Origin of the sequence: Jiangella asiatica, from assembly GCF_004349065.1 — a bacterium.
GTDB lineage: Bacteria > Actinomycetota > Actinomycetes > Jiangellales > Jiangellaceae > Jiangella > Jiangella asiatica.
This window is the reverse complement of sequence record NZ_SMKZ01000028.1, coordinates 25,739-42,274: the sequence shown is the minus strand read 5'-3', so window position 1 is coordinate 42,274 and position 16,536 is coordinate 25,739. Positions and strand designations below refer to the sequence as shown.

At 69.0% G+C, this 16,536-nt stretch carries 14 protein-coding genes and 1 pseudogene; 10 read left to right on the top strand and 5 right to left on the bottom strand.

The genetic code is table 11. The features are described from left to right. Positions 1-220 precede the first annotated feature (220 nt). The 5 genes and pseudogenes from E1269_RS18935 to E1269_RS18915 all read right to left on the bottom strand — a co-directional run bounded on the left by E1269_RS18935 (position 221) and on the right by E1269_RS18915 (position 6,846). Positions 221-2,464, bottom strand: coding sequence for an exo-alpha-sialidase (locus E1269_RS18935; RefSeq protein ID WP_162606502.1), 2,244 nt, complete (start codon positions 2,462-2,464; stop codon positions 221-223). A gap of 433 nt (positions 2,465-2,897) precedes the next feature. Next, positions 2,898-3,080, bottom strand: a complete 183-nt coding sequence (locus E1269_RS18930; protein WP_131897355.1) for a hypothetical protein — start codon at positions 3,078-3,080, stop codon at positions 2,898-2,900. A 459-nt stretch (positions 3,081-3,539) separates the two neighbouring features. Further along, positions 3,540-5,162, bottom strand: coding sequence for an exo-alpha-sialidase (locus tag E1269_RS18925; RefSeq protein WP_131897354.1), 1,623 nt, complete (start codon positions 5,160-5,162; stop codon positions 3,540-3,542). 296 nt (positions 5,163-5,458) lie between these two features. After that, positions 5,459-5,710: pseudogene (locus tag E1269_RS18920) on the bottom strand (ATP-binding protein); the annotation flags it as partial. Positions 5,711-5,778: 68 nt separating this feature from the next. Further along, a complete protein-coding gene (locus E1269_RS18915) occupies positions 5,779-6,846 on the bottom strand; it encodes an ROK family protein (protein WP_203433881.1) in 1,068 nt (355 codons plus the stop codon). A gap of 257 nt (positions 6,847-7,103) precedes the next feature. On the opposite strand from E1269_RS18915, the gene E1269_RS18910 reads away from it, so the two are divergent. The 10 genes from E1269_RS18910 (at position 7,104) to E1269_RS18865 (ending at position 16,516) form a co-directional block, all read left to right on the top strand. Next, complete coding sequence (locus E1269_RS18910) at positions 7,104-8,345, top strand: sugar ABC transporter substrate-binding protein (RefSeq protein ID WP_162606501.1); 1,242 nt, start codon at positions 7,104-7,106, stop codon at positions 8,343-8,345. Positions 8,346-8,515: 170 nt separating this feature from the next. Then, entirely contained in the window at positions 8,516-9,289 is a 774-nt protein-coding gene (locus E1269_RS18905; RefSeq protein ID WP_131897350.1) for a carbohydrate ABC transporter permease, read from the top strand. Beyond that, positions 9,286-10,113 (top strand): carbohydrate ABC transporter permease, encoded by an 828-nt coding sequence (locus E1269_RS18900; RefSeq protein ID WP_131897348.1) that lies wholly within the window; start codon positions 9,286-9,288, stop codon positions 10,111-10,113. The genes E1269_RS18905 and E1269_RS18900 overlap by 4 nt, the downstream gene beginning before the upstream one ends. A 12-nt stretch (positions 10,114-10,125) precedes the next feature. Then, positions 10,126-11,373 carry a Tm-1-like ATP-binding domain-containing protein gene (locus tag E1269_RS18895; RefSeq protein WP_131897346.1) on the top strand — a complete coding sequence of 416 codons (1,248 nt, stop codon included), beginning with the start codon at positions 10,126-10,128 and terminating at the stop codon, positions 11,371-11,373. After that, a complete protein-coding gene (locus E1269_RS18890) occupies positions 11,367-12,206 on the top strand; it encodes a phosphoenolpyruvate hydrolase family protein (RefSeq protein WP_162606512.1) in 840 nt (279 codons plus the stop codon). The genes E1269_RS18895 and E1269_RS18890 overlap by 7 nt, the downstream gene beginning before the upstream one ends. 10 nt (positions 12,207-12,216) lie before the next feature. Continuing rightward, positions 12,217-12,534 carry an EthD family reductase gene (locus E1269_RS18885; RefSeq protein ID WP_131897342.1) on the top strand — a complete coding sequence of 106 codons (318 nt, stop codon included), beginning with the start codon at positions 12,217-12,219 and terminating at the stop codon, positions 12,532-12,534. Beyond that, positions 12,531-13,685, top strand: coding sequence for a Gfo/Idh/MocA family protein (locus E1269_RS18880; RefSeq protein ID WP_131897340.1), 1,155 nt, complete (start codon positions 12,531-12,533; stop codon positions 13,683-13,685). The genes E1269_RS18885 and E1269_RS18880 overlap by 4 nt, the downstream gene beginning before the upstream one ends. Further along, entirely contained in the window at positions 13,678-14,124 is a 447-nt protein-coding gene (locus E1269_RS18875; RefSeq protein WP_131897338.1) for a MaoC family dehydratase, read from the top strand. Before E1269_RS18880 ends, E1269_RS18875 begins: the two co-directional genes overlap by 8 nt. Before the next feature lie 8 nt (positions 14,125-14,132). After that, on the top strand, positions 14,133-15,350 hold the full coding sequence (locus E1269_RS18870) for an MFS transporter (RefSeq protein ID WP_203433880.1): 1,218 nt from the start codon (positions 14,133-14,135) through the stop codon (positions 15,348-15,350). After that, positions 15,347-16,516 (top strand): acetyl-CoA C-acyltransferase, encoded by a 1,170-nt coding sequence (locus E1269_RS18865; protein WP_203433879.1) that lies wholly within the window; start codon positions 15,347-15,349, stop codon positions 16,514-16,516. The genes E1269_RS18870 and E1269_RS18865 overlap by 4 nt, the downstream gene beginning before the upstream one ends. Positions 16,517-16,536: the final 20 nt, after the last annotated feature.

The window sequence follows — 16,536 nt, the reverse complement described above, 5'->3', positions numbered from 1 at the left end:
CACCTCCCGCACGAGCCAGGTCGGGCGCCGACCCGTTCCGCGCCCGCGGCTGGGGCACGGCGCCCCGCAGACTACTTCGTGCTGGTCGACGGGCGGCCGACGCCAGCCGTGGCCGCAGCTCACCAGTGACGACTGCGAGCAGCGGCTTGGCGGGCGGTTCGCGGCGCAGGTTCGCGAGAAGTCCGACTCCGACGAGCACGCCCCCGCCATGGTTGATGGGTCAGTTCAGTGGAGTGATCCGGATGTCGTCGAAGTCGAGCTGGGATCCCCAGGCTGATGCAACGGTGTAGGTGCTGACGGTGATGCCGGTGTAGCTGGCGACCTCGTTGGCCCGGGCGGTTGTCTCGAGGGTGCCGCCGTTCATGCTGAGCTTCGCCCCGGTGGCCGTGGTCTCGATGGAGACTGGCATCCACGTCTCCGCCGGCGCGTAGGGCACGGTTCCGATGTCGACCCATCCGGACCCGGCACGTGCCCGGACCCGGAAGTTTCCGGCCGCAGCGTTGGCCGTCACCCAAAACTCATACGCCGTCACCGTCTGACCGTCGTCGGTCCGGCCGGGGATCGAGAATACGCCGCCGGTCGAGCCGTACGTTCCACCTGCGAACTGGAAGTCCACCCGCTGCTCCGATGTGGCCGAAGACGTGAGCGTTGCGGTGGCATGGGAGTCCGCATCCCAGTCGACGAGCGTCAGCCGACGATTGCTATCCGCGCCGGGCATAATCGTGTCCGCGACCACCGCGTGGCGGGTGTCGGTGAAGCCGCGTGGTGGCGCGTTGACGGCGTCGTTCTCGAAGGTCATCGTGTCCGCGGCGTATAGCTCCACTTCGGTGACCGCGTCGAGACTGCCGCCGTCGCTCGGTGCGTTGATTTTGACGTACTTGGCTTGGGTGGGCTCGATCTGGTGGTAGCGCACCGCGTAGTCGACGGTATCGCGTGTCTTCAGAATCGGCTTGCCCCAGGAATTTCCGTCTGTGGAGAGCTGGACGTCGGCGTCCTGGGGGATGCCGTAGGCCAGCATCAGACCGATCTTGTCCAGCGTGTATGTCTGGTCCAGCTCAATGATCAGCTCGCCGCCCGCGGCGATCGGGGCGGCGGCGTAGCGTTCGGAGCTGCCGTCGGTGGCGCCCTGAATGCGGGTCTCGGGGAAGGCGTCCGGCCCGTCGAGGACGTCGCCGGACAGTTGCACGCTGCCGGAGGCGACCTTCGTCGCGAGATCGATCTTGCCGGTGCCGGGCGTGACGGCGTCGATCATCCGTGCCCAGACCCGGTGCAGTTGGCCGTATTCCCGGCACCCCCAGATGTTGGCGCAGGTGTCGCCGAACATGACCGACTGGTTCGCGCTCACACTTACGATCGCCGTATTGCCACTGGAGCCGGTCGTCCGTGCAGGCCCGCCGCGCGGAGCGTTGCCGAAGACGTGCTGGTAGTCCTCCCAGATGCGTCCGGTGCCGTCGAGGCTCACCAGCAGCGAGTTGTCCGGCCGGCCGTAGGTGAGTAGGAGCATGCCGTTGGGCTGGAGCACCACGCCCGGATCCACCGAACCCGTGGGCGCTCCCTCGGGTGCGTCGATGACCTGCGGCGGCGTCCAGGTCACACCGTCGTCGCCGGAGTAGGTCTGGAAGATCGCATCCTGCCCGTGGCCGCGCAGGAATCCGATCAGCCGGCCGTCGCTGGTGCGACTGATCGCCCACTCGTTCGAGCCGAGTGACGCCGTGGGCGGCAGGATCGCGGCATTGCGCACCGTCCAAGTGTGCCCTCCGTCCGCGCTCTGCAGCAGCGCCGACCGATTCCGGGTGTCGCCCTGTGCGAGGCCGTAGATGGGCATCAGCAACGTGCCGTCGACCAGTTGCAGGATGCCCCGATGAACCCGGATCCAACTGAACCCCACGGTGTCCTTGACGATGGCGGTGCCACGGGTCCAGGATTCGCCCAGGTCGTCGGAACGGGCGGTCTTCAGCGTGATGTCACCGGTGTTCGGGTCGGTCGGCCCTGGGACGAACTCGATCGACAACAGCGATCCGTCGCCCAGACGGACCATGTTCATGGCAGGCAGGAGCTCGCCTAATCGCTCAAATGTGATCGCACCGTCCTTGGACACGGCGTGCTTGTCGACACTCTCGACGGTGGTGGAGTCGCGGTTCTCCGCCCAGCTGAGGTGGATTTGGCGCTCGGCGACGCCGTCGATGACGCGGTCGGTTGCGAACGCTTGCGGGAAGGCGCTGAGGTGGCCGGGGCCGGGACTGCTCACACTCCACTCCGCGCCGAGCGTCACGCGGTAGTCGCCGGAAGCGGCGCCCGGCACCAGCGGGGCTGCGGTGGCCGGCAAGTTCCGCGGATCGCCTGCCAGGAGTGCCACGATCGCGATTCCCGACAGGGAAATACCACAGAATCGGCGCCAACGCCGCCTTGTCCCCTGGTAACGCCGCTGGCTGTCCCAGGCCGCGGTCTTGGGAAATGGGCTCATCGAGCACCTCCACGTGGGTTTTGGAATGCCGGGCATATTTCCTAGAACGACGTTCCATGTCAATGCCGTGCAATGCTGGCTCCAAAGGGTGCGACGGCGGCAGTCATCAAACGGGGCGAGATTGCACGGACCGCTGTCCTGCTCGGAGAACACCGTCGCGCCGACGGACTCGGCCTTGACAACACCGTCGACGGGCCCAGCGCCGGACAGTGCGCAGCGCTCACCTGAGACGGCCATTCCGAACCAGGTAGCGCCCGGGCTCGTGGTGCCTCCGGAGCTCATTCCGGTGGCACCACAGCGAGAATCTCAGATCGGGGTCGCATAGTGCCGGCACGTTCCTACCTCGCGCGGTATAACAGGTCGGCTTTGGTCTGCCTGTCGCGCTCGGCTAGATCGCGGGCGCGGCTACCTCAAGTCGGTTGATCTTGACGGATCAGATGTACGGATCGATGCTGCCCGGATGCGGGCGCCGGACGACGGTTGTGCCGCAGGGAGCGGAGCGTGCTCGCGCCGCGTCGTCGGCCCGCAGCATGGCCTGCCGCAGGTACGACTCGAACCCGGCGCCGAGCAGTGAACCGATCGCTGCCGCTGCGGCCCAGTAGCCGTAGAGGATCACGAAGTATCGCGCGGCGCGACGGCCGCGTCGGCGCGGTGGGGCCGGTCCGCATCATCGAGCCGGAGGACGTTACCGCCGGCGCAGCAAACAGAATCGATGTCCAGCTGAGCTGACGCGCGTGACGAGGCCGGTGCGGGATCTTGTCGGCTGGCTCGACCCATCAGTTCGTCGTTGAGTAGACGGCTGGGCTCGGGCAAATCTCCTCGAAGCGCCGTGGCGCGACGATGCTGTCCATGCGTTGAACTCACGTAGTCCCGCCGGCGCGGGCCCGTAGAGTCCCACCTGTCGCGAGACGCGAAATCGGCACCCGCGTGCCGCGGCTGCTCCCGTCGATCCGGCAGAGCGTTGGCGCACAGACCTGGCGGGATGTTCCAGGTTGGATGGTGCGGGTTCGAGGGCAGGGCCGATTGTGCGTTCGCACGGCGGGCGGCCGGCCGCACCCTGTGGCTGTTCGCTGGCTCAGCGGGCGATGCTCAGTTCGGCGAGCATGGAGGCTCCGGCGGATTCGGTGATGACGATCTTGACGTGCTGGGCGGTGGTGCGGTCGATCTTTGCCCAGGCGATCTGGCCGGCGACGGAGACGTGTGCGATGCGGACGTCGACCGGATCGCCCCAGTTCTCGCCGTTGGTCGAGAGGTAGACGGAGACGGTCTCGGCGTAGCCGGGTTTGAGGTTCAGTCCGATCCACGAGATCCGCTGTGGTTCGGCGAAGCTGAGGGTGAAGTGGCGCGGCGCCTCGGGTGTGGCGACGGGTCCGAGGGAGCAGTGCCAGTATTCGGCCACGCCGTCGACCGCTCCGCCGGGCTGAGCGGTGGGGTGGTCCCGGTGGCTGCTGGTCAGATCGGTCTCGTAGGTGGCCTTTCCCGCGGCGACCATGGCGGGAAGGTTGAGGACGTCCTCGGATTCTGGGGCGGTCTCGTGCTCCGGCGGCTGGACGTCGACGTAGTCGCTGAGGGAGCTGAAGGTGCCGACGACGGCGTGGATGTTGGTGTCGTAGCTGACCGTGAGGAACCGGCCGCCCCGCACGACCGCGGTGCTGGGGTCGCCCTGGTCCACGTTCTGCTGCGACATGTACAGCAGGACGGGGTTCGTGTCGGTCCAGGCCTGGTCGCGGTGCCGGAGCCGGCCGACGATCGGCTCGTTCGAGCCGTAGTCTCGCCCGCCGTAGGTGAGCAACACCATTCCGCCGGGCAGGGTCATCAGATCCGGGGCCTGCATGCTCCACGGGACCTTGCTCGCGACGGTCCAGGTGCGGCCGCCGTCGTAGGAGTCGCTGACGTACCCAGGGCGAATTACCGCGGTGACGTGCCCGTCGGGGAGGACCGCCAGTTCGGTTTCGGAGAGTGCGACGCCTGGCTCGGCGGGGAGCATGACCTCGTTCTCCAGCGGCCAGGTCCGCCCGCCGTCGGTGCTGCGCACGACGCTGGCGCGGCCGAGCGTGGAGTCCGGGCGCGTGCCGTAGAGGGGGATCAGCAGGTCGCCGTCGTCGAGTTCGACGACCTCACCGGACTCGGCGGACCAGCCCAGGTGGTACGCGCCGCTTCGCGGGCCGCACCCGCAGCTCATCGACGATTGCACCAAGGCCGGCTCGGACCACGTCTGCCCGCCGTCTTCGGAGCGCACCACGTAGGTGCCGCGCAGCGTGGCGGCCGTGTCGGGATATCCGGTCCAGTCAGTCTGGAACCAGGTGATCACGATGGTTCCGTCGCGCAGTTGGGTGATCTGTGCGTCGCGGTCGTCGAACGACGTGTCGATCACGACCCGCGGCTGCGACCAGGTCGCCCCGCCGTCCGTGCTCTCCGTCCACCGCACTTGCCCGTCGTGGTCGCCCCCGGGGATCCCGGCGGAGTGCTCGTTGTTCCAGTAGAAGACGGTCAAGAGCCGGCCGTCGTCGAGGTGCGCGATCTCTGGGAAGAACGGCTTCTGTTCGCCCTCCTCGGTCGCGATGAGCACGTCGGGCTGCGTGGGGTCGTCCGGGCCAGCGCTGGCGGGCGCCCCGGCGAGGCCGCTGACGACGAGGGCCGAGCCGGCGATCAGGGCGCCGAGCAAGGCCCTGCGGGGGTTCCGGGAAGGCCTGGTCATGACTGCTCCCTTCAATTCGCGGTCGTGCGGCACAATCTGTCGAGAGAGCTGCACTGACGTCGATGGAGCGACTCAAGCTGGCACACTGTTCCATGTCAATGGGCGCACTGATTCCCCGGTGAATTCTGGCCCCAGTTTCGGATGAGTTTTGGCCCCACCCGGGGTGTGTCGGCGCGTGTTGTTGGAACGAGTTTGGCCCCACTGTGATGCTTTGAAGTGGCCCCACCTGTCGACGGTTTCCGTTGGCTCGCGGCGTCCCGGGTTGGGGACGCGGTGGGCGGAGGGTTCGTAGACGGTCAGTCGATGTCGTACGGCCAGGCCTTCGCGGCGCGGCTGGTGCCGAGTCGGTAGGACTTGGTCCCGGTCCGGGTGATGTGCGCGTTGAACGTCAACCTATCGACGGCGGCGGCCAAGCGGAGGTCGGTGAAGGTGGCGCCCCATTCGGAGAACGCGGCGTTGGAGGCGCAGGCGATGGATGCTCGTTCCCCGCGGGCGGTGATGATCTGGAACAGCAGTTCCGCGCCGCGGGGGTGGAGGCTGACGTAACCCCACAGCTGCCCTGGTTCCCCGTCCGTATCCGGCCGGCAGGAGAAGCCGCTGCTGACGGTCCCTTCGGTCACGCTTCGTGCGCCTGCAGCAGATACCGGTCGACAGCCTCCGGAAGGAGGGCGTGCTCCACTACGGTCATTGCTGCGCCGCGGATGCCGGCGTCGTCGCCCAGCCGCGAGGGCTCGAGGCGGAGCAGGTGCGTCGCCCCGTGCACCGCCGAACTGTAGATCTGCTCCTGGATGCCGGCGAAGAGCTGGTCGCCGGCATCGGCCAGATAACCCCACACCGATATGACTCCGGGGTTCAGCAGGTTGATCGCCGCAGCCAGAACGTCCCCGATGTCGCGCCCGGCAGCGCGGATAGCCTGGCCCGCCTCGACGACGCCGTCCTGGGCGAGCCGGACAACGTCGCGTGCCGTCGCCGCGTCGAACCCGGCCTGGGCCAGATCCCGGGCGAGGGCGGTGCCCCCGGCGACGGCGTTGAGGCAGCCACGCCCGCCGCACGCGCACTCGGTGTCGCGGCCCGGCGCCCGGGTGTGGCCGATCTCCCCGGCCAAGCCCGCCACCCCGCGCACCACCTTTCCGTCGATCACGATGCCGCAGCCGATGACGCTGCCGACCTTGAGGAACATGAAGACGCCCACCGACGGCCAGGACGCACGATGCTCACCCAGGGCCAGGAGGTTGACGTCCTGGTCGACGAACACCGGACCCAGACCGGCGGCCTCCAGACGTTCTGCGACGGGGTAGTCGATCCAGGAACGCGCCGATCCGGTGGCCGTTCGCTGCGCCGTGGCCAGCTCCACCTTGCCGGGTAGGCCGATGCCGACGCCGTGCACGCGGTCTCGGGGCTGTCCGAGCTCGGCCAGCGCCCGTCCGAACTCCGACGTGATCCGTTCGAGCACCACGTCCGGCCCATGGCCGATGTCGAGCACCACGGTCTCACTCCACAGCACTGTGCCGTCGAAGTCGGTGACCGCGACGCGGGTGCCGCTCATCCCCAGTTGGGCGGCGAGGGTAAGCCCCGCCCGTGCGTTGAACGTCAGGACCGTCGGCGGTCGGCCCCGGCGCGCGGGCATGATGCTGGCCGGGACCAGGAGGCCATGGCTGACTAGCAGGTCGACCCGCTCCGTCACGGTGGAACGAGCGACTCCCATGATTTCGGCGAGTTCGGACGTCGTGGTAGCGCGGCCACGACGAACGAGGTCCAGGACTTCCCCGGAGCGGGCGATGCGCCCCCTGCTTGCTATCGATGTGACCACAAGCGAACTATATAGCAGCTCACGAGCACTAAATCTGGGTTGTTGACGTCAAACATCGACAGGTTTACAGTGACGAACGACATAAATGGCCCGGCAAAGGTCGCCAGGCCTCAATGGAGGAGCGTGATCCGATGCACAGGCGGCGGAGGTCGAGAACCCTCGCACTCGCCGCTGTTGGCGGCATGCTGATGGCGGCCTGCGGATCCGGCGACGACGCTACGGAGGCGTCGGACGGCTTGGTCGTCTGGTACTACTTCTCCGGTGGGCCGGCAGAGGCGCTCGAGAAGCAGCACGAGTTGTGGGCGGAGGCGCATCCGGATGTCCCGGTCGAGTACGTGCAGATCCCGTTCGAACAATTGCCGTCCCGCCTGCTGGCCACGGCGTCCACCGAAGATGGCCCGGACGTGGTGCTCCACAACGTGCCGGTCGACTTTCCCGCCCTGGCCGGAGCGGGCGTTCTCGCCGACCTGACGGACTACTGGAATGAGTCCGAGGTCGCCGAGCAGTTGCCCGACAACGCCGCGTGGCGATCCGACGACAAGGTCTACACGGTCATGTCGTACACGAATCTGCTCGGCCTGTACTACAACCAGAACATCCTCGACGAGTACGATTTGGCGCCGCCGGAGAGCGTCACTGAGTTCGAGGCGGCCATGCAGACCGTCGCCGCGGACGGCAAATACGTGCCGCTGGCCATGGCCGGCGCGGCAGGCACGGCCGGCGCGTGGAATTTCATGCCGCTCCTGCTCGGTCGGGGCGTGGACTACTGCAACCTCGAGGGCGAGATCGTCCATGAGGAGTTCGAGCGGCTGCAGCGGTGGACCGAACAGGGCTTCGTCCCCCGCGACACGTCCACCTGGATCGGGCCGGACGCCTGGCAGCAGTTCTTCGGCGGTGACGTGGCGTTCGGAATCAACGGCAACTGGAATCTCGGCGACGCGCGCGGTGCTGAGTGGATCGGCACCGCCCGATTCCCCGCCGGACCCGACGGCAGCCATGTCTTCCTGGGCGGCGAGGGCCTCGGCATCGGCGCCTTCAGCGATCAGCAGGACCTGGCCTGGGAGTACATCGAGACGGCCTGGCTGTCCGACGAGGCCAGCCTCATCAACTTCAACACCTCCGGGCAGATTCCGACCCGAACAGATCTGGCCGAACACCAGGACCTGAGAGAAGACGCGCTGGTGCGGCCGTTCGTCGCGGCCGCCGGCGACTCCGGGGCGTGGCCGATGAACGAGCAGACCGCCGCCATGCAGCAGGCGATGGGCGCGGCCGTCAGCGCCGTCATCTCCGGCCAGAAGAGCGCCGAGCAGGCTGCCGATGACGTCATCGCGGAAGTCGCGGACGCGCGCGAGCAAGGCGGGAGCACCTGCTAGGCATGAACGGGCGCGTGATCGACACCTCGCCGCTGGCCGCCCGCCCGGCCGCTGGCCGCCGCCAGCGTTCGGACGGCCGGCTACCCCGGCCGTGGCTGGCGCCGTACCTGTTTCCCGCGCTGGTCGTCGCCGGCGCCCTCCTGGTGTATCCGCTCGTCCAGCTGGCCCGGATGTCGGTGAGCGACGTCGGGACCACGACGCTCATCAGCGCGTGGGAACTCGTCGGCCTGGAAAACTTCGGGGCGGTCCTCAACGACGCGGCGTTCTGGAACGCCGCGAAGGTGACGGCGCTACTGACCGCTGTCCTGCTCGTGGTCGACCTGATCATCGGTTTCGTTGCTGCCCTCGCGCTGACCGGACGTGGCAGGCTTATCGGCGCCACCTTGTCGCTGCTGGTGTTCGTGTGGACGCTCCCGCCGCTGGTGAGTGGCAGCGTGTGGAAGTTCCTGCTCTCCGGCGACGGCGGGGTGAACGCCGCGCTCGGCATGGTCGGACTCGGACCGGTGGACTGGCTCAGCTCCCCGTCGGTCGCGCTGTGGTCGGTGAGCTTGGTCGCGGCGTGGGCCAGCCTGCCCTTCGCCATTCTGATTATCCGCGGCGGGCTGATGTCGATCCCGCCCGATGTGCTCGAGGCCGCCGCTCTCGACGGTGCGAACGCTTGGCAGCGCGCCACCCGGGTGATTTTGCCGCTGCTCCGCCCGACGCTGGCGGTGCTGACGATCCTGCTCATCCTCTACGCCTTCGGGAGCTTCAACTTCGTGTACGTGCTGACTGGCGGCGGGCCTGGGGACACGACGAACATCTTGCCCTTCCTCGCATATCAAACCGCGTTTCGCACGTACTCGTTTGACCTCGCCAGCGCCATCGCCGTCCTGTCGATGGTCGTGGTCCTCGTACTTTCCGTGCCGTACGTGCTCGGCGTCCGCAAGGAGCAGGCAGCGTGATCGGCCGTCGGACCGGCCTCGCGAGCAAGGCCTTCGTCCTCGGCCTCCTGGTCGTGTACGCCATCCCGCTCGCGTGGATCGCGCTGACCGCGCTGAAGTCCGAAGAGCTGGCCCGGGCCGAACCCAACACCATCTTCTTCCGGCCGACGCTGGAGACCTTCCGCCACACCCTCGAGGTGGCGAGCGAGTCCGTGGCGACGTCGATCAAGATCGCCGTGGCGGTGACCGTCCTGGTTCTCGCGGTGGCCGTCCCAGCCGCGTACGCACTCGCACGCAAGGTGTCCGCGCGGTGGAGCCGGACGGTCGCCGTGCTCCTGGGCGCCCTCCTGGTGTTGCAAATGGTCCCGCAGCCGATGGCGGTGATCCCGCTCTACCAGATCTTGGCCGGTTGGGGTCTCGTGGACACCCTTCCAGGACTGATTCTCGCCGACACGGCGAACCTCGTGCCCTTCGCCATCCTGCTGCTGAGGCCGTTCGTCCTCGCCATACCCGGCGAGATCTACGAGGCCGCGCAGGTCGACGGCGCCTCCGGACGGCGGACCTTCCGGTCCATCGTCATCCCGCTACTGCCCAACGGGATCGCCACGGTGGCGACCATCGTCTTCATCATGACGTGGGGCGAGTTCGTCTACGCGACCACCCTGATCACCAACCAGCAAGGGCTGCCGGTGAGCGGCTTGCTGGCCCAGCAGACCTCCATGTATTCAGTGGAGTGGAGCCGTCTCATGGGCCTGTCCCTGCTGACCTCGCTCCCCCTTCTCGTGGTGTTCCTCATCGCCAAGCGGCGGCTCGTCGCGGGCCTGTCCCTCGGAGCGGTGCGGTAGGGCGGGGATGACGTGAGCGGACAAGACGAGCGGCCGGCCAGGACGCCGACGGTGGTGCTGCTGGGCACCCTCGACACGAAAGGTGAGGAGTATGCCTACCTGCGCGATTTGCTGACGGCGCGACGATGCGACGTGCTGACCGTCGACGCTGGCGTCCTCGGCGAGCCGCGGTGGCGTGCCGACGTCCCAGCAGACGAGGTCGCCCGTGCCGCCGGCCATGAGTTGCAGGAGCTGCGAGGCCTGCGCGACCGGGGCGCGGCGATGGAGTCGATGGCCGCCGGCGCGGCGCGCGTCGTCACACGGCTGCGTCAGGCGGGAAGGGTCGATGCCGTGATGGCCGCAGGCGGCTCGAATGCGGCTTTCCTGATGTCTGCGGTCTGCGCCGAACTCCCAGTCGGCATGCCTAAACTGCTCGTCTCCACGATCACGGCCGGCGACACCCGCCCCTACGTAGGGCAGTCCGACCTCACGCTCATGTACCCCGTCGTCGACCTCGGCGGTCTCAACCGCGTCTCGCGCCTGGTCCTCGCAAACGCAGCGGACGCCTGCGCCGGCATGGCACACGGCCCGCGCGAGACCACCGCCGCAGATCGTCACACGGTGGCAATCTCGATGTTCGGCGTCACGACGGCGTGCGGCACGACGGTGCGTGAGCTGATCACGGCGGCGGGCGCGGAGGCACTCACGTTCCACGCCACCGGTGTCGGTGGAGCTTCGATGGAAGCGCTGATCCGCAGCGGTCACGTGCAGGCGGTTGCCGACATGACGACCACAGAGTTGGCCGACGACTTGCTCGGCGGGGTCTGCTCGGCCGGGCCGGGCCGGCTCACGGCCGCGGCCGAGCACGGCGTGCCGCAGGTCGTCAGCCTGGGCGCGCTCGACATGGTCAACTTCGGTCCGCCGAGCACGGTTCCGGCCGCGCACGGCGGCCGGCTGCTCCACCGGCACAATCCGATGGTCACCCTGATGCGCACGAGTGCCGAGGAATGCGCCGAGCTGGGCCGTCAGCTGGCAGTCAAGCTGAACCGGGCCACTGGGCCGAGCGCGGTCCTGATCCCAACGCGGGGGTTCTCCCAGATCTCGACGCCCGGACAGGTCTTCCACGACCCGCAGGCGGACGCGGCGCTCATCGACGCCCTGACCGCGTCGCTGGGCCCGCACGTGTACGTACGAAGGTTCAACACCCACATCAACGACCCCCGGTTGGCGGCGGCGGCGGCCCGGATCCTCATCGACTGGCTGAAGGCTGGTGCATCGTGACTCAGGCGACACGCGTCGAAATCCTCGACGGCTTCCGGAAAAAGATCAACACCGGCCGGCCGGTCGTCGGCGGTGGCGCGGGGGTAGGCCTGTCCGCCAAGTGCGCGGAGCTTGCCGGGCTGGACTTCATCGTCATCTACAACTCGGGCCGCTATCGAATGGCCGGGCGCAGCTCGATGGCGGGGCTGATGCCGTATGGCGACGCCAACGCCATCGTCATGGAGATGGCCGACGAGGTCCTGCCCGTCGTCCGCCACACACCCGTCGTCGCCGGGGTGTGCGGCACCGACCCGTTCCGCTCCATCCCCCGGCTGCTCGACGACGTACGGTCGAGAGGCTTCGCCGGAGTGCAGAACTACCCGACGGTGTGCTTGTTCGAGGGCATCATCCGGGCCAACTTGGAGGAGACGGGGCTCGGCTTCGACCGTGAGGTGGACATGGTGCGCCTCGCCCGCGAACGCGACCTGCTGACGCTCTCGTACGTTGCCAGTCCGGACGAGGCTCGGGCGATGGTCGACGCCGGCGCCGACATCCTGGTTCCGCACATGGGACTGACCACCTCCGGGACCGTGGGTGCCCGGACCGCGATCTCGATGGCCGAGGTGCTCGACCGGCTGGCCGAGATGCGCGACGCCATCGTCAGGGAAGATCCGGACGCGATCGTCATCTGCCACGGCGGGCCGATCGCCGAGCCGGACGACGTCGACCTGGTGCTGCGGAAGGTGCCGGGTGTGCACGGCTTCCTCGGCGCCTCGAGCATGGAGCGGCTTCCGACCGAGGTGGCCATGGTCGATCACATGCGGCGGTTCCTCGACATCCAGCTGAACGGCTGAGGAGGTACGGGTGTACAAGGTGACGGTCCTCTACGGCTGGCCCGACGATCCAGCCGCCTTCGACGCGTACTACCGCGACGTCCATCTGCCGATCGCCCGCCTGATGCGCGGCTTGTCCGGCTGGACGCTCAGCTGGGTCGGCAAGCAGGACGGCGACGTCATGCCGCCGGTCTACCTCGTCGTGGAGCTCTACGCGCCCGACATCGAGACGATGACGACCGTCCTGGACTCGCCGGCCGGCCGGGCCGCGCGAAATGATGTGCCGAACTTCGCCACCGGAGGAGCGACAATGCTGTTCGGGGTCGAAGAGCAGGTGTCGGTCGCGTGACCGGGCCAGACGGCGTCGACGTCGCCGTGGTGGGGCTGCGCTTCGGCGAGCAGTTCCTGCCGATCTACCTGTCCCATCCCCACGTCCGCTCGGTCGCCATCGTCGACACCTCCGCCGACCGGCTGCGCGAGGTGGGCGACCGGCACGGCGTCCGGCACCGCTACCGGAGCTTCGACGACGTGCTCGCGGACGAACGCTGGCAGGCGGTCCACATCCTCACGCCCGTGGCGTTGCATGCTGATTATGCGCTCGCGGCCCTCGCCGCGGGCAAGCATTGCGCCTGCGCCGTTCCCATGGCCACCGAGCTGGCCGATCTCGAGGCGATCGTGGCCGCCCAGCGGCGGACCGGAACGGTCTACATGATGATGGAGACCGCGGTTTTCGGTCGCGAGTATCTCCTGGCCGACCAGCTGCGCCGGACCGGCCGGCTCGGCGAGCTGATCCTGTACCGGGGCTACCACGTGCAAAACCTGGACGGGCATCCGGAGTACTGGCGCGGCTACCCGCCGATGAAGTACTCCACGCACGCCCTCTCCCCCGCCCTCGCGTTGACGGGCCGGACCGTGGCGGAGGTCACGGCGTACGGCTCGGGCAGGCTGACCGACGATCGGCTGGGCGAGAAGGGCAACCCGTATCCGGCCGAGGTGGGGCTTTTCCGCCTCCGCGACTCCGACCTGGTCGCGCAGGTCACGGTCTCGTTCTTCCAGACCGCTCGGCCCACGGTCGAAGGCTTCTCGGTCTACGGCGACCGGGGCAGCTTCGAGTGGTCCGGGGCCGAGGGCGACCCGGTGATGCTGTTCGAGGAGACGTCCACCGCCACCGGGGGGTCGGATGGCCGCCGGCACGGGACCGACCTGGCCGTGACCCAGCTGTACGCGCCGGACCGCGATGACCGCCTGCCGGCGGAGGTCACACCGTACTTGCGCCCGCACCAGCTGGTTCCGCACGACGGCGGCGGGCCCGTCGTCGTGCCGGCGGCGCACGGCGGATCGCACCCGCACCTGGTGCACGAGTTCGTATCGAGCATCGTCGAACACCGGCCGCCGGCCGTCGACACCGCGACCGCCGCGGCGTGGACCGCGCCGGGCATCTGCGCCCACGAGTCGGCGCTGGCCGGTGGAAAGCCCGTCCAGGTGCCCTCTTATGCCTGACGTGACCTCCGCGTGGCCGGACGGCGCTCCCGGCATCGGCGCGACAGCCTTCCGAAGCAGGACGGTTGGTGCCGAGGACATCCAGCACTTCACCGCTATCACCGGAGACCGCAACCCGTTGCACTACGACGAAGCGGCAGCCGCCGCTTCCCGTTTCGGTGGGATCATCGTCCAGGGCGGCGTCACGTCGGGCATCCTGAACGCCGTCGTCGCCGAGGACCTGCCCGGTCCGGGTTCGGTGTTCCTGAAGGTCGAATGGAGCTTTCTCGCCCCTGTACGGCCGGGAGACGAGATCACGGGCCGGGTCGAGGTCCTCGAGGTGCGTCACGACAAGCCCATCGCCCGCCTGAAGACGACCGTGACACGAGTCGACGGCGAGTTGGTGCTCGACGGAACGGCGCTCACCTACACGGTCGGGCTCGGCGCCCGCCGAACGTGAGTCCGGCCGTGGCGGTCGCGGGCGGTGCCGCGGCCCGCCGACAGCTCATCTTGATCGCGGCGGTGCAAATCCTCGTGATGGTCACCTGGTTCTCGGCCTCCGCCGTCGTCCCGTCGCTCACGGCCGAGTGGGGCCTGACGGCGGGCGGCGCGGCCTGGCTGACCGCCTCGGTCCAGCTCGGCTTCGTCTGCGGGGCCGTCGCCTCGGCGGTGCTGAATCTGCCCGACCGGGTGCCGGTTCAGGTCTTGGTCTGCGGCTGCTCCCTCCTCGCCGTGGCGGCGACGGTGGCGCTCGCGGCGATGGCGGGCGGCCTGGGCACCGCGCTGGTCCTGCGGTTCACGACCGGCTTCGCCCTGGCGGGCGTGTATCCGCCGGGACTGAAGCTGATGGCCTCGTGGTTCGACCGCGGCCGCGGGCTGGCTTTGGGAGTGCTCGTCGGTTCGCTCAGCTTGGGCAGCGCGCTGCCGCATTTGCTGTCCAGCTTCGGCCGGCTGCCGTGGGAGGCGGTGCTCTACGCCGCCGGCGGGCTCGGCGTTGCCGGCGCCGTCCTGGCCGGCTGCTGGGTGCGACCGGGCCCCGATGCCCTGCCAGCGGCGCCGTTCCGGCCCGGCTACGTGGTCGCGTTGTTCCGGGAGCGCGGGCCCCGGCTGGCCAACCTCGGCTATTTCGGCCACATGTGGGAGTTGTACGCGGTGTGGACGTGGTTGCCGTCCTACCTCGCGGCCAGCCAGGCCGCCGGGGGCGGCGGCTCGTTGTCGCCGGCGATAGTCGCGTTCCTGGCCATCGGAGTGGGCGGCCTGCTCGGCTGCCCGTTCGCGGGATGGGCAGGTGACCGTCTGGGACGGGCGCGCACCGCCGCGGGAGCGATGGCCGGCAGCGCGACCTGCTGTCTGCTGGCGGCGGTGATGTTCGGTCGGCCGTCCTGGATGGTCATCGCCGTGGCCATGGTTTGGGGCGCGACCGTGATCGCGGACTCCGGGCTGTTCTCTGCGTGTCTGACAACCGTCGTCGATCACCGATACGTGGGCACAGCGCTCACCGCCCAGACAGCGCTCGGGTTCCTCCTGACGGTCGTCACGATCCAGGCCGTGCCGTTGCTGGTCCAGGCGGGAGGGTGGTGGCTCGCCCTCGCCGTGCTCGCCGTCGGCCCCGTTTGGGGATGCGTGGCCATGAGCCGGCTGGCGCCCTTGACCGACAACCGAAACCGGGAGGCGGTTTTCGCGTGAACGACGCGACCCCCGTGCTCATCGCAGGCGCGCGCACGTCGATCGGCAGGCTGGGTGGCCGGCTGTCCCGCCATGCCGCCACGGATCTCGGCGCCGCAGTGGTCCGAGCCGTCCTCCGCCGGTGCCCGGGGCTCGCCCCCGAGTACGTCGCCCTGGGCAACGTCGTCCAGGCCGGGAACGGGCAGAACCCCGCGCGGGTGGCGGCAGTGCGAGGCGGTGTGAGCCGTGAGGTCGCCGGAGTGACCGTCAACGACGTGTGCCTGGCGAGCATGACTGCCGTGGTTCACGTGGCGCGGATGATCGGGGCCGGCGAGGTCACGACCGGCCTCGCCGGCGGGTTCGAGTCGATGAGCCGGGCGCCGCTGGCCACGGCGGTTCGGCGGCGCCGAGGCACAACCGCCGACCAGGACCGGGGCGAGCCGGTCGACCTGCTCGAGCACGACGGTCTGTGGTGTTCTCTCGACCAGGTGGGGATGGGCGTTCTGAGCGACAGGGAGAACGAGCGGCTGGGTATCGGCCGGGCCGAGCAGGACGCCTTCGCCGCCGAGAGCCACCGCCGGGCGCACCACGCCACCGTGACCGGGCGTTTTGCACACGAGATCGACGCGTCAGGGCTGGACGCGCCGCCGGCGGATGACGGGATCCGCCCGCACTCGACCGCCGCGTCCTTGCGCGCCTTGCCGCCGGCGTTCACCCCGGACGGCACGATCACGGCGGGCAACGCTTCCCAGCTGTCGGACGCCGCCGCCGCCGGCATGCTGGCGCGGGCGGACCGGGCAAAGGCGTTGGGACTGCCGACGCTGGCTGTGATCGAAGGGTGGGCGAACGTCGCCGGACGGGACTCGAGTCTGCACCTGATGCCCGCCGCCGCCGCCCGGCGCCTGCTGGAGCGCCGTGGCCTCACAACCAGCGACGTGGGCCTCTGGGAAATCAACGAGGCGTTCGCCGGCGTGGTCCTGGCCTCGACCGACGACCTGGGTATCGACCTCGACAACGTCAACGTCAACGGCGGCGCCATCGCACTCGGCCATCCGCTTGGGGCTTCCGGGTTCCGGCTGGTCCTTACCCTAGCCATCGAGATGCGCCGCCGTGACGTCGAGTGGGGAGTCGCTGCGATCTGCGGCGGCGGTGGCCAGGGTGAGGCTCTGTTGCTGCGTCAGCCTTAGCTCACGACGTCCGAGCCGGT